This window comes from Pelagihabitans pacificus (assembly GCF_009371985.2).
Classification (GTDB): Bacteria; Bacteroidota; Bacteroidia; order Flavobacteriales; family Flavobacteriaceae; genus Pelagihabitans; species Pelagihabitans pacificus.
The window spans coordinates 82,310-102,917 of the sequence record NZ_VIKU02000004.1 but is presented as its reverse complement, the minus strand read 5'-3'; the positions used below and the strand labels follow the sequence as shown (position 1 = coordinate 102,917).

The following is a 20,608-nucleotide window of genomic DNA, read 5'->3' as shown; positions in this document are numbered from 1 at the left end:
GGGAAGAATTGTGACAACGCACTCAAGACGGCACCGATAGTTCCTTGAAATCAGTGGCACCCACAATCATCCTGTCCACAACCCTTTTCTTTACGCTTGTGGGCACCTTTCGAAACGAACAGTGATTTGGGCAAAAAGAATTTCCTGACGATAAAGCCCACTGCTATCGCAAGTGTAATGTATACCAATATAGGTTGCAGCATACCCATTTTATTATTTTAATACTTGATAGGCAATCAATGCTACAAGATACGCAAAAGTGCTCATAAAAACCAGTTGCGCCGTGGGCCATTTCCAAGAATTGGTCTCCCTTTTTACTACTGCCAGGGTACTCATGCATTGCATGGCAAAGGCGTAGAAAAGCAACAGGGATATTCCCGAGGCAAGGTTAAATATCGGCTTTTTGGTGGTCGGGTCCACTTCGGCCGCCATTCGCTGGGTAATGGTATCCGTATTTTCCTCATCGCTACCCACACTATAGATGGTCGCCAAGGTGCCTACGAATACTTCCCGGGCGGCAAAAGAAGTCAGTACCGCAATTCCTATCTTCCAATCGTACCCCAAAGGCTTTACAATGGGTTCAATGGCTTTGCCCATATACCCCATATAAGAGTTCTCCAATTTAAAGCTGGATATCTCCTGGTTCTTTGCCGTCTCAAACAGCGCTTCTTTTCGCTGTTGCAACGAGTCTGCAATGGCAGCGGCATCAATCCGGTACACTTCATTTTGAACACTGTCGCGCAAGGCTTCGTTGTAGGCAACTAGACCGGACTCGATGTTGGACCGATTAAAATCCGACAGCCCTTCCGACGCAATACGCTTTTCCACGATTTCCTCGGCATTCTTGAAATTATCGGAAATCCCGTTGGAACCTAGGAACCAAAGAATGATAGCAATCGCCAGGATTATCTTTCCGGCCCCGACCACAAAACTCTTGGTCTTTTCCCAGACCGTAAACACGACGTTTTTAAAAAGGGGCAACTTATAATTGGGCATCTCGACCACAAAGAACGAGCGACTCTTTATTTTCAGAATCCTGTTCAACACCATAGCTGCCAAAATAGCGGCACCAAAGCCAATAAGATAGAGCAGCATCAAGGTGAGGCCTTGATAGTTGAGGCCCAAAAATCGCCCTTTCGGGATGACCAGAGCGATAATAATCAAATACACTGGCAAACGGGCCGAGCAAGTAGTGAACGGGGTCACTAAAATGGTAATCAGACGTTCTTTCCAGTTTTCGATGGTACGGGTCGCCATAACGGCAGGAATAGCGCAGGCCGTTCCCGAAATAAGGGGTACGACACTCTTACCACTGAGGCCAAAGGGACGCATTAATTTGTCCATAAGGAATACCACCCGGCTCATATATCCCGTTTCCTCCAATAGGGAAATAAACAAGAACAAAAAGGCGATTTGGGGCACAAATACCACAATGCCACCGATACCCGACAAGACGCCTTCCGCTATTAAGTTTGTAAATACGCCAGGGGGTAGGGTATTCTTCACCCATTCACTGGCCGAGGCAAAAAACGTTTCGATGATGGCTTGCGGATACCCGCTCCAATCGTAAATAGCCTGGAAAATAGAAAGCAGGATCACAAAAAAAATAAGATACCCAAATATCTTGTGCGTGAGTATCTTATCGAGACTGGCTCGAAATCCTTTGGCTGCAGCAATGTCAATTTTGTAGGTCTCCTTTAGAATTCCGTTGATAAACTGATAGCGCAGAATGGTCTCCTTTTGCTGCAATCGCTTCAGCTCCGACTTGGATTTGGTGGTAAAGGAAGAAGAGTCCTTGATCAGCATTTTTTCAATCGGCATGAAGTTGACATCCTGGGTAATCACCAACCACAACTTGTAGAGATCTTGATTGGGAAAGGTTTCCTTGAGCCGTTCGAAATAGCTGGGTTCGATGACCGTAGTGTCGACATTGGGATTTCTGGAGAGTGTCTTATATTCGGATATCAACTCTTTCAACCGGTCGATACCGGTGCCTTTTCGGGTGCTGACTAGGGCAATCTTGGTATCGAGCTTTTCCTCTAAAAGCGGAATATCCAATGATATCCCCGTACGGGTCATTCTATCGGCCATATTGATCACCAAAATAGCCGGAATCCTGAGGTCTTTGATTTGGGTAAAAAGCAGGAGATTGCGCTTTAAATTCTCCACATCACTGATAACCACCGCCACATCGGGGTGGTCCTTATCGTTTTTGTTCAACAGCAATTCTACCGCGACACTCTCATCCAAAGAGGTCGTATTCAAACTGTAGGTACCGGGAAGATCTAAGATATGGGCCTTGACACCCCGTGGAAGCTTGCAGACACCTTCCTTTTTTTCAACGGTAATCCCGGGATAATTACCCACCTTTTGTTTGAGTCCCGTGAGTTGGTTGAAAACTGAGGTCTTTCCGGTGTTGGGATTGCCGATAAGCGCTACATTGATCTGTTTGCTCATCGCACCGTGTCTTCTTCGATAATCTCCAATTGGATCAAGGCTGCCATCGATCGCCTTATCGCGATGTGGGAGCCGTTGACGTTAATGTAGATCGGGTCTTTCAAGGGCGCTACCTGTACCAATTCTACCTGGTTCCCCGGCAGGCAGCCCAGTTCCAACAACTTGATGGGAAGGATGTCATCGGCAAACTCTTTGATGATTCCTTTCTGTCCACGTTTTAGCTGAGCGACCGTAATCTCCAATTCTTATTTAGATTGATTATAAGTAAGGGCAAATGTAAAAGAAAAAACCCGAAATGTTTGCTAAAACAACAAAAAAGAAAATTTCGAAGTAAACGGATTGGATTGAGCTGCGGAAGGCCCCTTTATTTCGTGTAAGATTCCTGCAACACCTTTAAATCACGCATCAAGCGTTCTATTTCCTCTTTATTGGTCCCATCATAAAATCCCCGCACCTGTCGTTCTTTGTCGACCAGAATAAAGTTCTCGGTATGGATCATGTCGAAGGGTCCTCCGTCGCCATCGGTCTTAACGGCCAAATACGATTTACGCGCCAGTTCGTAAATCTGTTTTTTATCCCCAGTGACCAAATTCCATTTCGCATCGTTCACGCCTTTTTCCCGGGCGTATTTCTTTAGTTGCCCCACTGAATCGATCTCTGGGGTTACCGAATGGGAAAGCAACAACACCTCGGTTTCGTTCTCGATCCGATCCTGAATATCGGCCATATTCTTGGTCATGATCGGGCAGATCGTTGGGCAGGTGGTAAAGAAAAAGTCGGCGATGTAAATCTTGTCTTTATAATCATCTTGGGTAACCGTTTCCCCATTTTGATTGATCAGCGAAAAGTCGGCAATGGTATGGTACTTGCGTTTGTATTGCAACGTACTATCCACCAGTTCCGGGTTGACCATACTGGGCTGGTACACCGGAAGCTTTTTTGGTGGCTGCAACGCATTATAGAAAAGATAAATGATTACCGATGATAGTACCAAAAGTACGATTCCGAAAAATTTATACTTGCCGAAGAACGTCAGCATACTCTTTTTGGCAAAGATACGTTATGCCTTGGGGGCATTCAAGCGATCGGTGGAATCCGGGTACTAAAAGTTTCTTAAATACCGCCGTGGAAAAATGGTTTCTTTTTTTAAGAATGCCTAAAGCCGTACTTTTGTGCGTTTTAAAAGTTAAAAATAGCAAATGACGCTTACGTTACAGATCATACAATTTGTCGTTATCATCTCCATTTTGGTGATTCTTCACGAATTCGGACATTTTCTTCCCGCCCGATGGTTCAAAACCAAAGTAGAGAAGTTTTACCTCTTTTTCGATTGGAAGTTTTCGCTTTTCAAAAAGAAAATCGGGGAGACCGAGTACGGGATCGGCTGGCTACCCTTGGGCGGCTATGTGAAGATTGCCGGTATGATCGATGAAAGTATGGATACCGAGCAAATGCAGCAAGAGCCCCAACCTTGGGAGTTTCGAAGCAAACCGGCCTGGCAACGACTCATCATAATGTTGGGCGGGGTCACCGTCAACTTTTTTCTTGCCTGGATCATTTATTCGATGCTGCTTTTTAGCAATGGGGACACCTACATCCCGGCAGATAGTTTAAAATACGGTATTTTGGTAGATTCGGTCGGGGAACAACTGGGGCTACGCACCGGGGATAAGATACTGGCCGTAGACGGCAAGGAAACCAAAAAATTCAACGATGCCGTACTTCAAATCATATTAGGGGATGAAGTGACCGTGGAGCGCGACGGGCAACAACTAACGGTTCCCCTCTCCGATGAGGGAAAGGCCACCGTATTCCAACAACAGGGGAGAAACTTTCTATCGTACCGCTCAAAACCTATTATCGAGGTAGTCGCCGACAGTTCGGTAGCGAAAGACGCCGGTATTCTACCAGGGGACGAAATCACCATGGTAGGGAATCAAAAAATCGAGTACTGGGACCAGTTTAGGGAGATTATTGGGACGTCGAAGGGGGAAGACATCAATATCAAAGTCTTGCGTGATGGAAGAACCGAAAATCTATCGCTCCGGGTGCCGGACGAAGGAATGATCGGGGTACAGCTCGATTTCAAGGATCTGCGGGTGACCGACGACTACGATTTTCTGGCGTCCATCCCTGCAGGTTTTAATAGAACCATCAAGGTGTTGACCGATCAGGTACGGCAATTTAAGGTGATTTTTAATTCAAAGACCGGGGCCTATAAACAGGTAAAAGGGCCTATCGGTATTGTAGAGATGATGTCCCCGACCTGGGATTGGGACTTCTTTTGGAATTTCCTGGCCATGTTTTCGGTGTGGTTGGCGTTTGTAAACCTGTTGCCTATCCCTGCATTGGATGGGGGTCATGTGATGTTTTTGTTGTATGAAATCGTTTCGGGACGGCCACCCAGCCAGAAGGTGTTGGAAACCGGACAGATCATCGGTTTTGTAATTATCATGGGACTGATGGCCGTGATTTTCGGGAACGATATTTGGAATATCGTCAAGCGGTTTATCGAATAGGCTTGGAAGGAAAGCAGCCAACGATCTAAAACCCTATTTTTTGTTTGGGGTAATTGAAAAAACGATTATATTTGCACCCGCCAAATCGTTATTTGGCGGACGATTATTCCTCCTTAGCTCAGTTGGTTAGAGCATCTGACTGTTAATCAGAGGGTCCTTGGTTCGAGCCCAAGAGGGGGAGCAATATTAACGGGGCTTCAGAGAATTTAATTCTCTGAGGCTTTTTTATTTGCACATAATTTGCACATAAAATCCATTTTTTCTCCCGGATTTCCATTGGTCCTGTTTGACATCATACTACATCAAATAATCAGCTATTTGAACTTTATTTTTTTGTAAAAGACTTCTTTGATTGTGCCATCCTCGAACTAAACCATTCCATATGTCTGTTGTGGTCCTTTAATAATATAATGACTTAGAATACCTCTCTGCCCCGCTACTTTAACCGGCTTGTCAATTCCCATTTTTATTTAGACTTTATCTGTTTGGAAAAATCATCTTCTGTCATTCCAACAGGCATAAGAACGCGAGACCAAATACAGTTCAAATTGTATCTGATTATCCTGACCCATCTTGGGATTTTCCTTTTTTTATAACCTAATTAAATTGTGGCCGGGACATTGCTGTACCGGTTCAAACTATAGCCTTCTACAAAGCTTGAAATTCCAAAAATTTTGTTGCTAGGGAGTCAAAAGTAATCTCCACCCAAAAAATATGATAGCGGATAACGTACGTATTTAACCTTTCCTTCAGAAACTTTACGGAGGAACTGGCCTTCAATAAAGACCTTATCATATTTATCGTGTTCTACCAGCACATTGAATTCCTAGATGCCCATTTATCGTTTATTTGAACTTTCACTAATCAGATAACAAGGTAAGCGGAAATCAAACAGTGTCGAAAAAGGTTGGTTTTACGGGATTATGCTTTTTTTGCCTTCGCCTTAAAAAAAGTATAGCAGAACGTACCGCCACCCTCCGCGGTTCTATATAAATCCTGTATCCCGGCATCCAATTCGTTTTTGTCCACTACTTTTTGTGCCAGGGCTTCCTCGGAAATACCTTTGATCATTGCAGTGAAGGTGTTTTTTATAAAGCCTTCGACCAATTCAGGTTTGGAATCATCGACATATACCTGTCTGGGGGATACCGTTATATCGCAAAATCCGGAATCGTACAATATGGGATATAGTTCCCTCCCAATATTGGCGTTGCCCCCTTTTTTCCTTTGTAAGGTTACTTGGGCCTCTACTAATTTCTTGGCATTCTCACTATCCGGATGAAAATAGGTGGAACCATGATCGCCCTCGATAAGGGTTATAGTCCCTTCGGGTTTTAGCACTCTCTTTAATTCTTTGACAGCATCCATAGGCCGGGAGAGGTGTTCTAGAACGAAACATAGAAAAACATGGTCGAAATGTGCATCCTTAAAGGGCAACTGGAAAATATCGGCCTTTTTAAAGGTTACGTTTTCGATATTGTTTTCTTCGATGGACTCCTTCGCTTTTTTAAGGGATTTGGAGGATAGGTCGATGCTTACAAAACTTGATTCTGGATTCAATGGCGCAATGATCCTGGTTTGTGCCCCGACTCCACATCCTGCTTCCAGAATCAGGGATTCCTTGTCCCATTTGGAATCCCAATGAAGGATTTGTGATATCGATTTGGCTTGGTCGTTCAAACGGGCGGTTTCTTCGTCCGAATATCCGTGTATGTAATCCCGAATATCATCCTTTTTGATTTCTTGAATGGTACCTTCCAAAGCGTGCATCCGTTCGAGAACCTCCTCGCTTGCCTCCCTGATGGCCTTTCCGGCGGGAGTGAAGACCAGTTGGTTGTTTACCCGATGGAATATTCGGATCTCCAATCGCGTCTCAAGTTCCCTAAGTTGATGGCTGAGGGCCGATTGTGTTAGATATAGTTTCTTGGCCGCTCGCTTTAACGTGCCTACCTGATCAATGGTATCTATAAGTTTTAGATGTTTGATTTCTATCGAACCCATATCCCGTATTTTTCGGGAAATTACGATATAGCACCCAAAAATATGGAGGTTGAAATATGAAAAATCCTAATACTAACGATTAGCAATTTTCAATTTCCATGGATAAGGTTTAAATGTGAAGTAATGGATTGGGTATTGTTCTTTATAATGGCCGTTTTAGGAAACAACAAAACCAGCTTGAGCAAGCATCATGTATCAGTTCCATTTTCCGTTCTTTTTAGTAGTATCGTTAATTGACGTTTTACGAAACTAAAATTAGAGCACCTTTTTTAGATGAATGGGAGGAAAAATTTTGTTTAGCAAGAGCTATCCTTAATCCTTTATTTGAACTTTGACCCATAGCCTAAAGGTATATCCAACTCTTGGATACAAGGTTTATTTTCTGCGGTAGAGCTGTAGCCTCTCAAAAAATCTTCATGAACCATTCCCTCTAAATCAGTTACCGTAATAGGCAGACATTCTAATTCCTCACCATTTTGATTCGTCATAAAAATATCTCGGATACGGCCAAACTCCTCAGCAGAAACACAAAGAATGGAAAATGATTCTGAACAGACAGATTCAAAAAAAAACTGCAAAGTTCACTGCTGATGGTTCTTTATCCCCACTGCTACAAGAGAAGAACAAAACAATACTATTGAAAACATTGCGACCCTAGGTGTCATCGTTTATTTGAACTTTAGGCTCTTCGCTATCTTTTGAAAAAGAATACACTGAAAGATTATTCTCTTCTGATTTTGATAGCGTATGCCCTTTTCGGATTTTGCTTTAGTAACACATCGAGATCCACCTGGGTAAAGCCATTCTCTTTGAGCTGTGGGATGAGCTTTGTAAATAAATCTGTGTATCCTCTGTAATTACCACCGTTCTTTTCGCCAACATCATACCAACCCGCATCGTGTGATATAAGGATGTGGTTCAAAATTCCATTGTCCTTAAGCTCCAAAAGCGTTTTTACAAACCAAGAAATACTTCCGGGGCTATCGGGCTTGTTCGTAGGCCGGTCGTTTATATTGTCCAATGAAATCCATGCCCCTTGGTTCGCCGCTTGAAGATACCCTGTCATAGTACCATTCTGGGCATGTGTCCAAACGAATGCCTTGGGGGATACGCCCATATCCTTCAGCACCTTGAGTTGTGCCATGGCAGGACCATCGCCTCCGGTGTGCGAGACTATGGTCATGCCCGTCGCCAAATGGGTGAGTGCTGCAGCCTTAACCAACTTCGTGTGCATTTCGGAGAGGGTCTTCTCATTTTCCACCGATATTTTCATGAATCCCGGTCTTACGCCCGAACCGTCGATACCATCTCTAAACTCCTCTATCCAGATCGCCGCTATATCCTCAGGAGAAGCCTTCATTGCACTTTTTGGAACGTATTTATTGTTCCCAAACCCATAATAGCCAGTATTTGTGAGGATATGTAAACCTGTACGCTTCGCTAAATCCTTCAAAACATAGGGGTCGCGGCCGAGATAGGCCGGGGTACAATCCAAAAACGAAGTGGCACCGTATTTCTTAAGCTCTTCGAGGTATGGTAATGCACGTTCTACAATTTCCTTCTTGTCCCAACGATGGTAGCCCGTGCTATCTGCACCAATCCAATCCACCATGATATGCTCGTGGATAAGCGTTAAACCCATTTCTTCAGGATCTATGGCACCGTTTACGGTCATAACCTGCGCCAGCGTTATAGAAGGAACGATAGTAGTCAGAAAAACCAATAAATAGTTAAAACAATTTTTCATCTCAATTTTTTAACAGCTAAACAAGTAGGCAATTTAGTAACATCATGCCTATCGTTTATTTGAACTATTGTGAACTGCGGACCGACATCGTAATAACCGACCATTTCTAGATTGGTCAATCATTGATTTCTTGTTCAGTATTCAACACCTACAAAATACAGGTCGAAGCCTCCCGCTCCGCCAGGTCTATCCGAGGAAAAGAGCATCATGGCCTGATCAGGGGAAACGCCCTCGTCGACCAGGATGGGCCTGTACTCATCCATCTCGCTATTGATGGTTTCCCCGAAATTGACCGGATCGCCCCATCTCCCGTTTTCGAAATTACTATAATATAAATCATATCCGCCGTATCCACCTGGCCTGTTCGAGGCAAAGACCATTTTTTCCCCAAGGACGAAGGGGCATGTGTCGTCCGAGTTGCTTGATAGGATGCTATCCCTGCTCACCCGATTCGTTGGACTGCCGGTCAGGAGGGACTCGATATCCGTTCCGGTATCGACGGGGACACTATAAATGTCGAAGTGCGCCCCTTTCCTGTTAGAGCAAAAATAGATTACGGAATTTCCACTGCCCAAAGTCGGGTACATGTCGTCGAACTCGGAATTCAGGAACCCGACCGGTTCGGGTTCGGAGAATCCGTCCCTCATCTTATTTGTTACGAAATTTATTTCGGCATTGCCCGTGATGTCGGTTGAGTACAATAGGGTAAAATCGTACCCTTCAATATCGTATTCCACAACCAGATTCGGGCCGAACTCGTTCCCCGGGGTTTTTATCCTGTCCAGCCCGGCTTTAATCACCTCGTAGTCGTCCCTGAACACCTCCCAATTGGTATACCTGTTGGTAACCTTCAGAATCCCTGAATCTCTATTGAAATTGACATTCAACGGCATGTATATGATATCGAACTCCCCTCCCCTACTGTTTCGGTTCGTCGAAAAACACAGCGGAATCAATTCGCCAAGGCTAGGTGCCGTGGAGTTATAGTCGTCGTATTCGGAGTTGAAGTCCGAAAGGTTCACCGGTGTTTTAGGCAGGCTGCCCCGGTCATAGCGGTAACCGCTTGAATCATCGAAAATACAGGAACTCCCGATTAACAAGGATAGTATCGGGGCGAGTATTTTTATAGTGCTTCTTTGGCGATTCATCGTTTATTGAACTTTCATTATAGCTAAATGTTTATTTACATATTTTTTAAGTAAAGCGGTCAATTGTGACACCTGAATCAGCCTTGGCTTTCTTTTTAGCTTTCATGTAATGATACAACCAGATTGAAATTATTAAAAGTGAAATTAATACGACACTAGTTAAGATTGCTGATATTTCCTTGTTTAATTCCATGGTTTTTATCGTTTTATTGAACTTTTTTTTATCCGATTAGTTTTTCCCGATTTACTAGAGTTTTGTAATGGTTCTTAATATATATGATTTTATTCCTATTTGTTTACATATAATGTTGGTTCTATGCTCTCTCTCTATCTGAAGACTTACCCCTTTTCGTACAGCGGTTAAATTAAACAAAATGATGTTTCAAAGGGGTATGCCCCTTAAAATTCTTCCAAATATTCCTTTGGACTACTCCTTCCCAACGATTTATGGAGATGGAACCGATTGTATCCCTGCCTAAAACGTTGGGTCTCCATGTTCACCTCCTCGATGTCCCTGAACAGATGGGCGTCCAGTACATCCTCTCTATAGGTGCGGTCGAACCTTTCGATATATCCGTTCTGGCTCGGCTTGCCCGGTTGAATGTATTTTATCTCAATATCCTCGACCTCACAGTAGTTGACGAACACCCTGGAGAGGAACTCGAGCCCGTTGTCGACCCTTATGGCCAAAGACTTGCCCTGTAAATCCAATAATGGTACTTTTTTGTATTAAAAGGGCGACAACTAAAAAATGTCAAATCAAAAGCTCCGTAGTTCCCTGGTGCATATACTAAATCCCGCAATCCCATCGTTTCTTAAGTACCCAAACCAATGAATGGGTCATCTATGAGACGTTTTGTGCACAGCACCAAAAAACCGTCCAAAGGCCTGAACCGTAACCATGAAGAGCCATATTGCCTTTTTTTTTGTGTTTTTTATCAGTACTGTTTTGCTCGGACAAATGGCGCACGGCTTCGAGATTGGAGCCAATCTTATGAACGCTGATTTCACCATAGATGAAGAAGCCATAGACACTAAAAATGCCGTGGGTCCACGGGCAGGTTATATTGGGGAATTCAATCTCACTCCAAACCTATATATCCGTGGGGCCCTGCTTTTTATGCAAAAAGGCTTCAGGTTTGCAGACGAGACCTGGGCCGTCAATAGTTTTGATGTCCCTATCAACCTTGGGGGATCCGTTGATCTTGCCGGAAATCGTTTGCAATGGTTTCTGGATGGTGGTATCAGCGCGGAATATAACGCCAGGGCCATAACCAGAATTGACGGGGAAGCCATTGAACTGGAAATCGGGTATGGTGAAGGGGAACTAAAATCCTTTTCCACCGGACTTAATCTTGGTACGGGACTACAGTTCGCAAGATTCATAAAACTTAGGGTCAGTTATTATACGGGGCTCACCAATCTAATAAATACAGAGGGTACGGATCAGTGGAAGAACCGCTATCTCGCCTTTTCGTTAAACTTTTTATTCAGAAAATAAGGCTATGAAAACCTATATCGGATTATTTAAAAAGAAGTTTTGCCAATTGGTACTCGCCTTGGGTATCCTATGCTGTGCCCAACCAGTGAAGGCACACACTATGAATGATAATCTGGAGGGAGCCAAAGGGCTTTTTGCAATACAATTTTCCTGGAACAGTGATTCGTACGCCCGCAATGTTAGGGTGGAGGTCGAATACAAAAAAGAAGGATTCCTGAAGAAGACAAAAGTCAGCGGGCAAACAGCCTTCCACGCCCTTAAAAACCAGTTCATAACCCTTGAACTAAACGATGGGGAGTATGAATTGATCGCGGTTAGGTTGATGGGGCCTGAATTTGGGTACAACAAGTTTTTAAAAATTCCCATGGAAGGAAAGTTCACTATAAAATCCGGTCAGATGACCAATGGGGGGTTGATTTACCTGGTCAGGGAAAACAAGGCGTCCGACAACGTTATGGTGTTACGAATTGATAATACGGAGGATGCTAAACGCTATGTAAGAACCTATAAACCAAGTCATGCCGGCGCCGTTGATTACGTCATCCAGGCATGGAAGTTTCTTGAAAATGACCAAGTCGATAAGTTGGTGGCATCCTTTGCCAAGTTATTGGTAGACCGTCACAGCGCCAAATTGGATACAGAGACCACACATTTGTACGCCTCTTTGGGCACCGTAATCAAAATGGAAAAGGACGCCCAGGGAAAAGTAACGGATTACCGACTTATTTCAACCCCTACCTATCAACAGATAAAGAATATGGTCCTTAAAGAAAATCGGACCATCATATGTACCCTTGAGAACGGAAGCTTCCTATATGGAACAGAAGATGGTTTGGATTACATGCCCTTGCCGAAAGGTCTTGAAAAAATCCCCGATCTGGAAGTCGTTAAGAACGATCGCTTCTTGTTGGTCGATGGCAATTTTAATATTTTCTATACGGACGCCTCTTTTGTCTGGACGTCCCAGAACAATTATAGATACGAGCAAAAAAGCTCCGGACTCCTTGGCACCATTACAATTTCCCATCCCAAAATATACAAGGGAAAAAAACATATCTATATTTACTCTCCATATGACGACAAGCATAAGATACTCCTACAAGCTAGTTACGAAGACCTAAACTTCAGGTCCATACCCTTGTCCAAAGACGTAAAGAAGGTACCCATGGTCACCGAAACCCCGACCCACATTATCATAGGCCCCCATTTAAAACTCAGTGCCACTGCCAACCGTCCCGGCTATCTTTATGTAAAGGAACATGATAGCGATACTTGGATGGTCAGGGATTTACCGCGCGGGGATTGCAAGCGATTTTATCCCGGCAAGGACGAATCCATTTGGTATGCCGAATGTTCCAAGAACAACTGGTTTGAGACTGGGGATGCTGGATTGAGCTGGTCCAAGTGGAAGTCAAAATCAAGCAAATAAAAATTACGGAGGCTCAAAAAACCAACATTTTATGGTACTTTAAAAAATTATATTTTATTATTATGTCAGTTGGTTATTTGCAAGAGGTACATAGTTCCAATCGAAGAGTCAACACTTTTTTAATGGCATTGATATATCGATTCTGAAATGAAATTTAGAGCAAAGGTTGATAATCAAATTACAAGGAGTTCAATTCTAACTGATGGGCATCAAGTAAGTTGTTTGGTAGGGACTTAAGGTAAACTTGTGTAGTACTTAATTTATTGCGCCCAAGCATTGTAGATATAGCTTCCAAAGGAACTTTTTTGAGCATGGCAAGGGTTGCAAAACTGTGTCTAGGAACATAGGATGTTAAACGCTCTTCAATCCCACATTCTTTTTCAATCCCTTTCAAACCAATGTTGTAACGTCTCAGTTCCCATTGGGCATCTTTGTATTGCAATTCCGAAATGTTCCGATAGATTATGGGCAATAAAGAACCAGAGGGGTTAGGATTGTCCAGATCGTAATCAATAATGGGTTTGATCTGATCAGTAATCACTATATCGTAGCGTTTTCCTGTTTTGCGTCTTTGGAATTTGACACGACCATCGATGATATTATCCCTTTTCAGAAATGCCATCTCAATAAAGGACATACCCAACATCAGATAGGAACGAATAAAATTATTGCGATAGTGAAAAATGATTGGAACCAGTCTTGGTTTCCATTTCAACTATTTTCTTGATGCTTTCAATCTTAATGGCTCTTTTCTCCGTGGGCTTTGTTTTGATGGTGTAGTATTTAAAAGGATATAGGGATTCATCTACCAGGCCTACCTTGATTCCTTTGTTATGGATGGCCTTTATCGTTCTCATGTAAGATGCAATGCCATTGATGGTATTGCCTGGTTTTGATAAATGGTGGCTTTCAAACCGTTTTAGGAATTCAAGATTAAGTTCATTGAACTTTAAATCTCTGTTGTTGGTAAACACCTTAAGCCTTCCTATGATTCCGGAATAGTTTCTGGCTATACCAATCCGTTTTTCTCCTATAAGCTCTTCAGCTTTTCGAGGACCGAACTCATAGAACGAGTTGAACCCTTTTCTATTTTCGATTTAATCAGCAATATCTTTGGCGGTAAGTCTGTCCAATTGGTCATTATCGGCCAGTCTATTGATTACTTCTTGTGCCTTGAGTTGTTTTTTTAACAATAGAATGTTTATCAAGTGAACTGAATCAACATCTGGAAAATTTCTTTTTACTTTACACCTATGAGGATCCCATTATTCCTCCGGACATGATGACCTGTTTTGATGGAAGTGGTTTTTCTAAAATGGGTCAGCCTCAAAACAACGGGAAAACATCCATTTAGGGTCATTCTGCGAGTGCCCAAACTTAGCTTTATACCCGTGTTCATCAACAGAAGTTATAAAAAAATTTGCACGCCATTTGCACACAGATAGTTGGTTTCAATTGATTTTGTTTGACTTCAAAATCTATTAAAATATTGGTAATCAATAAATAAGAGGATTTTTCAAATTTGCTTATATCCCTTTCGGCGACGCTGTTAATCAGAGGGTCCTTGGTTCGAGCCCTAGAGGGGGAGCTTTAAAACAGAAATGTCACCAAAAGGTGGCATTTTTGCTTTGATACCTTTTGGGCGAGAAGTTTATTACGAGCGAAGTCGAGGTAAGGGGGAGCGGAAACAGCAAGGCTTTAGGGAAATTCACACTCTGGAGCCTTTTTTTATTGGCACGTACAATTTGATTTTTCCCATGAACATTTAGCATGATTCATTTAAGATGGACTTTTGGATTTCAACAGTATGGAAGTTCATCCTCCAACAAAATTTTCAAGATCATCGGGTACTTTTTCTTTTCTTCCCCAAAGAGACCTTATAGTCATCAATGGTTCCACTGATCTTTAAATTGAGAAACTTTGTCTTCCCCTCGGAATCTACCCCTACGATTTCATCGACCTGCCCCGAATCGACCACAGAGTCCTTCTTGCTTCCAAACAGTTTTTGCCAGGTGGCCTTTCTCACCGTTTTCCACGGGATACGCAAATGATAGTCAATGTTTTGATCGCTGTCGTGGGTTCCCGACAATTCCATATGACCAAGAGTCGATTCGATGGTCATAGCCGGAATACTAATTTTTCCTTGGTCGATGGCCAACCTATTTTGTAAAGTATCAAACCGAATGTTTCGCAGGTTTTTATCGCCCATATAATCCGATAGCGCCAACATGGGGTCGTAGTTCTTTAATTTTCCATCCAACACTTTAACATCCATTTCTAGGGAAGACTGATCCAAATCTGGTACCAAATCAGGGTATACCCTGATCTTACCGTTAATTCTAGCGGTGAGTTTTCCCTGTAAATTATCTGAAACAAGGTGGTCTTGCCCAAAATTTTCAAATTTGAACAATACTTTTTCCAAATCAACATTGGTCATCACCAAATCAGGTTGCATATAAATGTGTTTTGGATCGTTACCGTTAAAATAGCCACTTAAACGAATGTCTCCCCCGGCAGCATCCATGGTAAGCGTGTCTATGTAGATATAGTGATCGGGGGTTGTTCTTACATCTGCCTTGATGTTTTGAAGGTCAAGCCGATGATAAAGGAAGTGCGCGATGTCGGCCTTGAAACGCATATCGGTAAATGGCAATTCGTATATATTGAAGGCATCAGCGTGTTCTGAAACATCTTCGGTGGTGGAACCCTCCGCTTCCTTGGATCGGGGAGGCCTTAGATCAAAAGCAAAAAGGGCATCGTAGTCAATATAATCGGCGCGTACCCCAAGGTAATTATCGCGTTTTTTTATGGTCGGATCGTCCCCCAAATAGTAATTCAGATCCACATTAAAATTGGTCAATCCAATTTCGCCGTGAAAGTCATGGACCACGAGATGTTCGTCTTCGTAGTGGATGTTGCCCTTAAAATCGTGAAAACGTTGCGGATGTACTTTCATCTTGGTATCCAGCTTATCAAGGGCAAGATCAAGGGAATGCAGCGCAGCATCCTGGTAATGCAGGCCAGCGGTAAAATGCAATGCCAAATCGTCAAAAATTTCATGTCGGTACTCTTCCGGTACGTAATTTTCTCCCTTGTACGAGAAGACATCTTCCAGTCGTACCTTTTTTGAGGTCAAATTGACATCCAGCGTTACATCGCCATTGCGTTCGGGTTGCATCCAAAAGGCATAATCATGTACCAACCCATCAAAATGAAAATCACTATCGTCGATATAACCCGTGAAATCCACTATTTTGAGGTCTTTTTCATCAATCAACACATCAGCGTGAAAATCATGCAAACGATGCGGATAGTGCTTTAACTCGGCATACAGACTATCGATAAAAAATTCCCCTTTCGGCAAATATTCGGATTCGGTAAAATCCCTGGCCGCGGCCACAAAAGAAAGGCCAAGGCTAAGATGTTCAAGCTGTTCATCAAATCCGGTTTGGGTCGAATCCTGCGCCGAAAATCCTGTTAAGGCCGCAATATCCAGGTAATTGGAGGTGATATCCAAATGGGCTTCCACGGGGGTGTCCGTGTGATGTACAATGGATGGCAGGTCTGACAAAAAACCGCTTATGGATACATCCGAATTGCCCATGAACAGCTCAAATTGTTTGAGGGTGGCCTCTTTGCCATTCATGACCAGATCCACATTGAGGGTGTCTAGGGGAACAGGAAGGTCTTTCGCTTCCAGATGTACGTTCTCTACCTTCAATGCTGCGTAGTATGCCCGGTTTAGTTGCTGCAATGCCATTTCTGGATTATTGATATCAACGATATCGTGAAAATTCATCTTTAAGGTAATATTCCCGGAGGCGTTCTGTACCTGTTTCAGTTCAAGGAAGTCTGCGATGAAATCTAGATTGAAATTGGCATCAATTTGCATTTCAACGTCTGGAGATTCGAAATTCTTGACAAAGAGCGCACCTTGAAACTCACCTTTTTCAAGAGAGGCGGTCATATCGGTCAGCGAAAATTCCATGGTACTGGCATCTCTGTTTGCTCCGTTGGTAAAATGGCCCCTAAAGCCCATATTGTCTATTTTCTTGGCACTGGCCGTATTCTCCAAAAAGGCCTTTCCGGCACCAAATTCGGCATTGATGGCGGGCCGGTTGCCCTTGTTTGCGGGACCCTTGATCGTCGCATTGAAATAGATTTCCCCCGCATTTCTGTATTTCTCCAAGAAGGGAATCGCATCCGATGGGGCAAAGGCAATCAGCATATCAAAATTGGGCTTGGTTCCTTTTATGGCCAAGTCAAGGTTTACATCGTTTTGGGTATCTATGGACCCCTCAAGCTCAAAATCACCATTCTCCATGACAATTCCAGAGGGGGATATGTCCAGTATCCCTGTGGATTCATTGAATACGAGGTCGGTGTGAATTTCGAAATGCTTCTTGCGGATAAAAGTGGTGTCCCCATCTTTGATTACGTTCAGTTCCAATTCGGTGTCGATGTGCCCGGCGATGATACTGTCTTGAACACGAAAGCCCCCTATGGCTTCATAAATGAACTTTTCAACATCGGTATTGGTGGCTTCATCCAGGGTGTGGACATCCAGGTTTTTTAATCGGATCTTGTTTAGGTGAATGTTGGTAGTGGCCGACCCATCCTCAGAAGTGGTGGCCAAGGAATTTTCGATATTGGAGGTATTATCTTGGTGAATGACCATATTAAAAACGCCGTCTTCTACCCTTAAGGAGTGAATGTCGTAGTTTCCGCCGACCATATCCCAAAGATTGAAGCCGACGTAAATGTCCTTAACCTTCATAATAAGGGGTGCACCGACCGCTTTGCTTTCAAAGATTTGAACGTCATATAGTTTTATGGAGAGGTCCGGAAAATTGCCGAATAGCGATAACTGGCTATCGCCTACGGTAATAAGTCCCTTGTGTTCTTGGTTTACTTTGGCGAGCTCTCCTTTGATAATTTCAGATTGATTGCTTTGAACATAAAGCAATAGGCTTCCTATGAATAGGATTGGTATAAAGATGAGTGCCAGTAAAATCCGTTTCCAGCGTTTTTTGAGCTTCAAGGCAGATGCATTTAATAGTTAGAAAGCTATTGCGTTTAAAAAATAACGAATTCGTAGGCCTTCGTATTGTTTGGCCCGGAATTTAGATCTGGGCAGCTGCGCTTTTTAAGTTGCTATTACGTGCAACAATCGGTTATTTGAACTTTAGAGAAAACTGTACCAGGGCTTTTCCTAGGAGGTTTTGTTAGCGTTTGTTGTTTTCGACAGAGTGGAGATTCCGTTAGAGTAGGCCATTTTTTATTGAGATGGGTTGTGTAAATCCCATTCAAGTGGTTGCTTTCTTGAGCTACAATCCACGTCCGGTTTATGGAAAGGATTGTTAAGAAAATCTTCGGCTATCTCAAGGAAACAAGGGTTAGCCAAATCATGACTTTCATCTGGAAAAATGACTCCATGACCATTTTTTAAATACCTTAAAGCTTCGTTGGCATTACTAATGGGAGTTACGGGGTCTAAACTGCCCGAAGCCATCAATGTAGGTATTTCTGAAATCACGGGTTGGTTTTCAAGAACCTCAGCCCTGAATGGATGCCAATCCGACAGGGAGTTAAACCCTTCAAAGGTCATAATGTCGAAACCTAGCTCAGATTTACTCCGAGCATTATTTATTTTAAGACTATCGATAAAGGGCAGTTCTTCATAGGCCATGATCGAATTGTTCATCGGCCAATTAACAAGGTTGTAAATGAATTCAAGGCGTTGCAAGGCGTTGCTGATGGGTTCTAATTCATTTTTCTCCATCGCTTCAATAATTTTGGGAATATATGCTATTGTATAGCGACTGTAAAGAGAGTGATGTAATAATAGTAAGGCATCCCGACGGTTCAGAACAAAGGGTTGTGAATCGTAGTTTAAATGCAAAGGTTCCGACCTTAACTTTTTTAGGAGGGTTAATAAACGATTTTTAAGGTGGGGATAGCGGCTATTACATTTCTCATTTTGTTCACAACGCCTGAGAACTTCAAAAAGGGATTTTTCAAAATCGATAATCGTTTCTCCAGATAATTGGGATTCTGGAGCAAAAACGCCTACAAAGATTGAGCTACGAACACTATTCGGAAAATCGCGCATGATGGTCAACCCCAACCTTGAACCATAGGAAGCTCCAAATAGGTTCCATTGTTCATATCCCAATTCTTTGCGTAAGTCCTCAAAATCAGCAGCATTTTCTTGGCTAGTATATCCAGCCATATCAACTCCTTTTTGATTGACAACCTTCTTACATAGGTTAAAGATTGAGTCCAAAGCCAATAATTCTTCTTTAGGCCCTAAGTCTTGTCTCACGATAGCAAAGATGGCTTTACCCATGTCAATACAGATTGCTTCGGACGCACCTGTACCCCGTTGATCCATCAATACAATATCCCTATCGTTTCGGAGAAGATGATTTTTCCAATACTCCTCCATAAATAAGGTGGGAGCTCCTGGCCCGCCCGCCAAAAATAAAATAGGCGCCTTTAACGAATCGGCTTTTTTTGCCTTAAGAACTTTATATGCCAATTTGAGAGTTCTAGAATCGCGATTTAGTCGGTTTTCAGGGACTTCTAGAATGCCATCCATAACTTCATTCGGAGGAGTCGTATTACACGCATGTAAGAGAACTGCCAAAATTAAAACTGTCCAAGAACGCATACTAATATATTTATTTTAAGGTGACTATTAGAGATTCCGTCAAAACCCAATATATAGGATATTACCAAAAAGCTTTTCTGAATAAACGCTAACAATTGGACATGGTGGTCACTATTTGCTACTCATAAAATAATCGTTTATTTGAACCTTTGCCTATGATGTAGGACCCTTAGGATATAAACCACCTTATTTTGAACAATAAAATGAATGGAATATTTAAAATTATTGAAATGAGCTCTTCTAACATTCCGATAGTAGATTTGGAAAAGAAAAGGATTGGCCCTTAGGTAGGAAATCTGGCTGGTAAAATCGCTATCAAAAGTTTGCTCTAGACCAGATATACGATAGTGACATTTAGCAATTAGGATATCTTTCTCGGCATCTTTTGAAACGTTAATCTGATATGCCATTCCTGTTCATTACTTCTTCAATAGTGGAAAATTCTATTTCATTCTTATCGAACCTGTTCAATAAATCATCCATCATATCGGTATATTCCTTGGACGGTACTTCCAGTTTTTTAGCCTGTTCTATCGCTAAAAACTCCAAGTAATTTTTAAGGCTACGGTTTTGCCTGTTAGCTTCTGCTTCTAAGACTGAAATAATCTTTTCATCCAAATGTAATTCCTTACGTATCATGATACCACCTATTTATACGTACAATATACGTACAAATATCGATATTAAAACGATTTAATCCGTCATTTGAACTTTGGTATCATACGAAAGTCGATAAATTCGGCAGTTCCCGACTTCCTCCGATACAACAATTTACGCAACGCCCGCTTAAAAACAAGAATGTAGTACGGTTAAAAAAATATCGGATAGCAGTAAGCCTCGTGAGGAGCGTTCCCTAGATTATGGCACTAGTAATCTCAAAATATATCAATATGTCCGCACCATGGAAAGATAAAGTAAAAGGCAATTGGAACATTGCAAAAGGGAAAATTAAACAAGAATGGGGAGCGCTTACCGATGACGACCTTGACTATGAGGAGGGCAAGGAAGATGAGTTGGTAGGCCGTATTCAGAAAAAAACGGGAGAAAGCAAGGAGCGTGTGAACGAATTCCTGGACAATATGAAGTACTGAAGCATCCCCTACCTAGTAAGAATCCCGCCTAGGCGGGATTTA

The 20,608-nt window shown here is 42.6% G+C and carries 17 protein-coding genes and 1 tRNA gene; 5 read left to right on the top strand and 13 right to left on the bottom strand.

Going from position 1 to position 20,608, the window contains the following annotated elements; translation table 11 throughout:
• Window positions 1–213 precede the first annotated feature (213 nt).
• From feoB to FK220_RS13570, 3 genes are all read right to left on the bottom strand, one after another.
• The gene (gene feoB, locus FK220_RS13580) at window positions 214–2,457 is read right to left on the bottom strand and encodes a ferrous iron transport protein B (RefSeq protein WP_152574890.1); all 2,244 of its coding nucleotides are present in this window, start codon (window positions 2,455–2,457) and stop codon (window positions 214–216) included.
• Window positions 2,454–2,699 (bottom strand): FeoA family protein, encoded by a 246-nt coding sequence (locus FK220_RS13575; RefSeq protein WP_152574889.1) that lies wholly within the window; start codon window positions 2,697–2,699, stop codon window positions 2,454–2,456. Before FK220_RS13575 ends, feoB begins: the two co-directional genes overlap by 4 nt.
• Window positions 2,700–2,821: 122 nt before the next feature.
• Entirely contained in the window at window positions 2,822–3,496 is a 675-nt protein-coding gene (locus FK220_RS13570; protein WP_152574888.1) for an SCO family protein, read from the bottom strand.
• A 160-nt stretch (window positions 3,497–3,656) separates the two neighbouring features.
• On the opposite strand from FK220_RS13570, the gene rseP reads away from it, so the two are divergent.
• Together rseP and FK220_RS13560 are read left to right on the top strand one after the other, a co-directional pair.
• A complete protein-coding gene (gene rseP / locus FK220_RS13565) occupies window positions 3,657–4,976 on the top strand; it encodes an RIP metalloprotease RseP (RefSeq protein ID WP_152574887.1) in 1,320 nt (439 codons plus the stop codon).
• 107 nt (window positions 4,977–5,083) lie between these two features.
• Window positions 5,084–5,157, top strand: a tRNA-Asn gene (locus FK220_RS13560).
• A 740-nt stretch (window positions 5,158–5,897) separates the two neighbouring features.
• Here FK220_RS13560 and FK220_RS13555 read toward each other — a convergent pair.
• From FK220_RS13555 to FK220_RS13540, 4 genes are all read right to left on the bottom strand, one after another.
• The gene (locus tag FK220_RS13555; protein WP_152574886.1) at window positions 5,898–6,977 is read right to left on the bottom strand and encodes a methyltransferase domain-containing protein; all 1,080 of its coding nucleotides are present in this window, start codon (window positions 6,975–6,977) and stop codon (window positions 5,898–5,900) included.
• A 721-nt stretch (window positions 6,978–7,698) separates the two neighbouring features.
• Window positions 7,699–8,724, bottom strand: a complete 1,026-nt coding sequence (locus FK220_RS13550; RefSeq protein ID WP_238719024.1) for a phosphotriesterase family protein — start codon at window positions 8,722–8,724, stop codon at window positions 7,699–7,701.
• A gap of 134 nt (window positions 8,725–8,858) precedes the next feature.
• Complete coding sequence (locus FK220_RS13545; RefSeq protein WP_152574885.1) at window positions 8,859–9,872, bottom strand: TolB-like translocation protein; 1,014 nt, start codon at window positions 9,870–9,872, stop codon at window positions 8,859–8,861.
• Window positions 9,873–10,271: 399 nt separating this feature from the next.
• A complete protein-coding gene (locus tag FK220_RS13540) occupies window positions 10,272–10,583 on the bottom strand; it encodes an integrase core domain-containing protein (RefSeq protein ID WP_152574884.1) in 312 nt (103 codons plus the stop codon).
• 190 nt (window positions 10,584–10,773) lie between these two features.
• On the opposite strand from FK220_RS13540, the gene FK220_RS13535 reads away from it, so the two are divergent.
• Both FK220_RS13535 and FK220_RS13530 read left to right on the top strand, forming a co-directional pair.
• The gene (locus tag FK220_RS13535) at window positions 10,774–11,373 is read left to right on the top strand and encodes an outer membrane beta-barrel protein (protein ID WP_152574883.1); all 600 of its coding nucleotides are present in this window, start codon (window positions 10,774–10,776) and stop codon (window positions 11,371–11,373) included.
• A 4-nt stretch (window positions 11,374–11,377) separates the two neighbouring features.
• Window positions 11,378–12,802, top strand: coding sequence for a hypothetical protein (locus tag FK220_RS13530; protein WP_152574882.1), 1,425 nt, complete (start codon window positions 11,378–11,380; stop codon window positions 12,800–12,802).
• Window positions 12,803–12,980: 178 nt separating this feature from the next.
• Here the strand turns inward: FK220_RS13530 and FK220_RS13525 are convergent, their stop codons facing one another.
• The 6 genes from FK220_RS13525 to FK220_RS13500 all read right to left on the bottom strand — a co-directional run bounded on the left by FK220_RS13525 (window position 12,981) and on the right by FK220_RS13500 (window position 20,114).
• Window positions 12,981–13,439, bottom strand: a complete 459-nt coding sequence (locus FK220_RS13525; protein WP_166204916.1) for a tyrosine-type recombinase/integrase — start codon at window positions 13,437–13,439, stop codon at window positions 12,981–12,983.
• 28 nt (window positions 13,440–13,467) lie between these two features.
• The gene (locus FK220_RS13520; RefSeq protein ID WP_152575206.1) at window positions 13,468–13,899 is read right to left on the bottom strand and encodes a phage integrase SAM-like domain-containing protein; all 432 of its coding nucleotides are present in this window, start codon (window positions 13,897–13,899) and stop codon (window positions 13,468–13,470) included.
• Between the two features lie 743 nt (window positions 13,900–14,642).
• On the bottom strand, window positions 14,643–17,843 hold the full coding sequence (locus FK220_RS13515; RefSeq protein ID WP_152574880.1) for an AsmA family protein: 3,201 nt from the start codon (window positions 17,841–17,843) through the stop codon (window positions 14,643–14,645).
• A gap of 237 nt (window positions 17,844–18,080) precedes the next feature.
• Entirely contained in the window at window positions 18,081–19,475 is a 1,395-nt protein-coding gene (locus FK220_RS13510) for an alpha/beta fold hydrolase (protein WP_152574879.1), read from the bottom strand.
• 137 nt (window positions 19,476–19,612) lie between these two features.
• On the bottom strand, window positions 19,613–19,885 hold the full coding sequence (locus FK220_RS20295) for a type II toxin-antitoxin system RelE/ParE family toxin (protein WP_152574878.1): 273 nt from the start codon (window positions 19,883–19,885) through the stop codon (window positions 19,613–19,615).
• A complete protein-coding gene (locus FK220_RS13500; RefSeq protein WP_152574877.1) occupies window positions 19,869–20,114 on the bottom strand; it encodes a hypothetical protein in 246 nt (81 codons plus the stop codon). The genes FK220_RS20295 and FK220_RS13500 overlap by 17 nt, the downstream gene beginning before the upstream one ends.
• A gap of 251 nt (window positions 20,115–20,365) precedes the next feature.
• On the opposite strand from FK220_RS13500, the gene FK220_RS13495 reads away from it, so the two are divergent.
• Window positions 20,366–20,566, top strand: a complete 201-nt coding sequence (locus tag FK220_RS13495) for a CsbD family protein (RefSeq protein ID WP_152574876.1) — start codon at window positions 20,366–20,368, stop codon at window positions 20,564–20,566.
• The last annotated feature ends 42 nt before the right edge of the window (window positions 20,567–20,608 follow it).

Bases quoted from the DNA above. Each gene is read 5' to 3' on its own strand.
- feoB (WP_152574890.1), bottom strand. From the start codon at position 2,457: ATGAGCAAACAGATCAATGTAGCGCTTATCGGCAATCCCAACACCGGA.
- FK220_RS13555 (WP_152574886.1), bottom strand. From the start codon at position 6,977: ATGGGTTCGATAGAAATCAAACATCTAAAACTTATAGATACCATTGAT.
- FK220_RS13545 (WP_152574885.1), bottom strand. From the start codon at position 9,872: ATGAATCGCCAAAGAAGCACTATAAAAATACTCGCCCCGATACTATCC.
- rseP (WP_152574887.1), top strand. From the start codon at position 3,657: ATGACGCTTACGTTACAGATCATACAATTTGTCGTTATCATCTCCATT.
- FK220_RS20295 (WP_152574878.1), bottom strand. From the start codon at position 19,885: ATGGCATATCAGATTAACGTTTCAAAAGATGCCGAGAAAGATATCCTA.
- FK220_RS13510 (WP_152574879.1), bottom strand. From the start codon at position 19,475: ATGCGTTCTTGGACAGTTTTAATTTTGGCAGTTCTCTTACATGCGTGT.
- FK220_RS13500 (WP_152574877.1), bottom strand. From the start codon at position 20,114: ATGATACGTAAGGAATTACATTTGGATGAAAAGATTATTTCAGTCTTA.
- FK220_RS13570 (WP_152574888.1), bottom strand. From the start codon at position 3,496: ATGCTGACGTTCTTCGGCAAGTATAAATTTTTCGGAATCGTACTTTTG.
- FK220_RS13550 (WP_238719024.1), bottom strand. From the start codon at position 8,724: ATGAAAAATTGTTTTAACTATTTATTGGTTTTTCTGACTACTATCGTT.
- FK220_RS13530 (WP_152574882.1), top strand. From the start codon at position 11,378: ATGAAAACCTATATCGGATTATTTAAAAAGAAGTTTTGCCAATTGGTA.
- FK220_RS13535 (WP_152574883.1), top strand. From the start codon at position 10,774: ATGAAGAGCCATATTGCCTTTTTTTTTGTGTTTTTTATCAGTACTGTT.
- FK220_RS13525 (WP_166204916.1), bottom strand. From the start codon at position 13,439: ATGTCCTTTATTGAGATGGCATTTCTGAAAAGGGATAATATCATCGAT.
- FK220_RS13495 (WP_152574876.1), top strand. From the start codon at position 20,366: ATGTCCGCACCATGGAAAGATAAAGTAAAAGGCAATTGGAACATTGCA.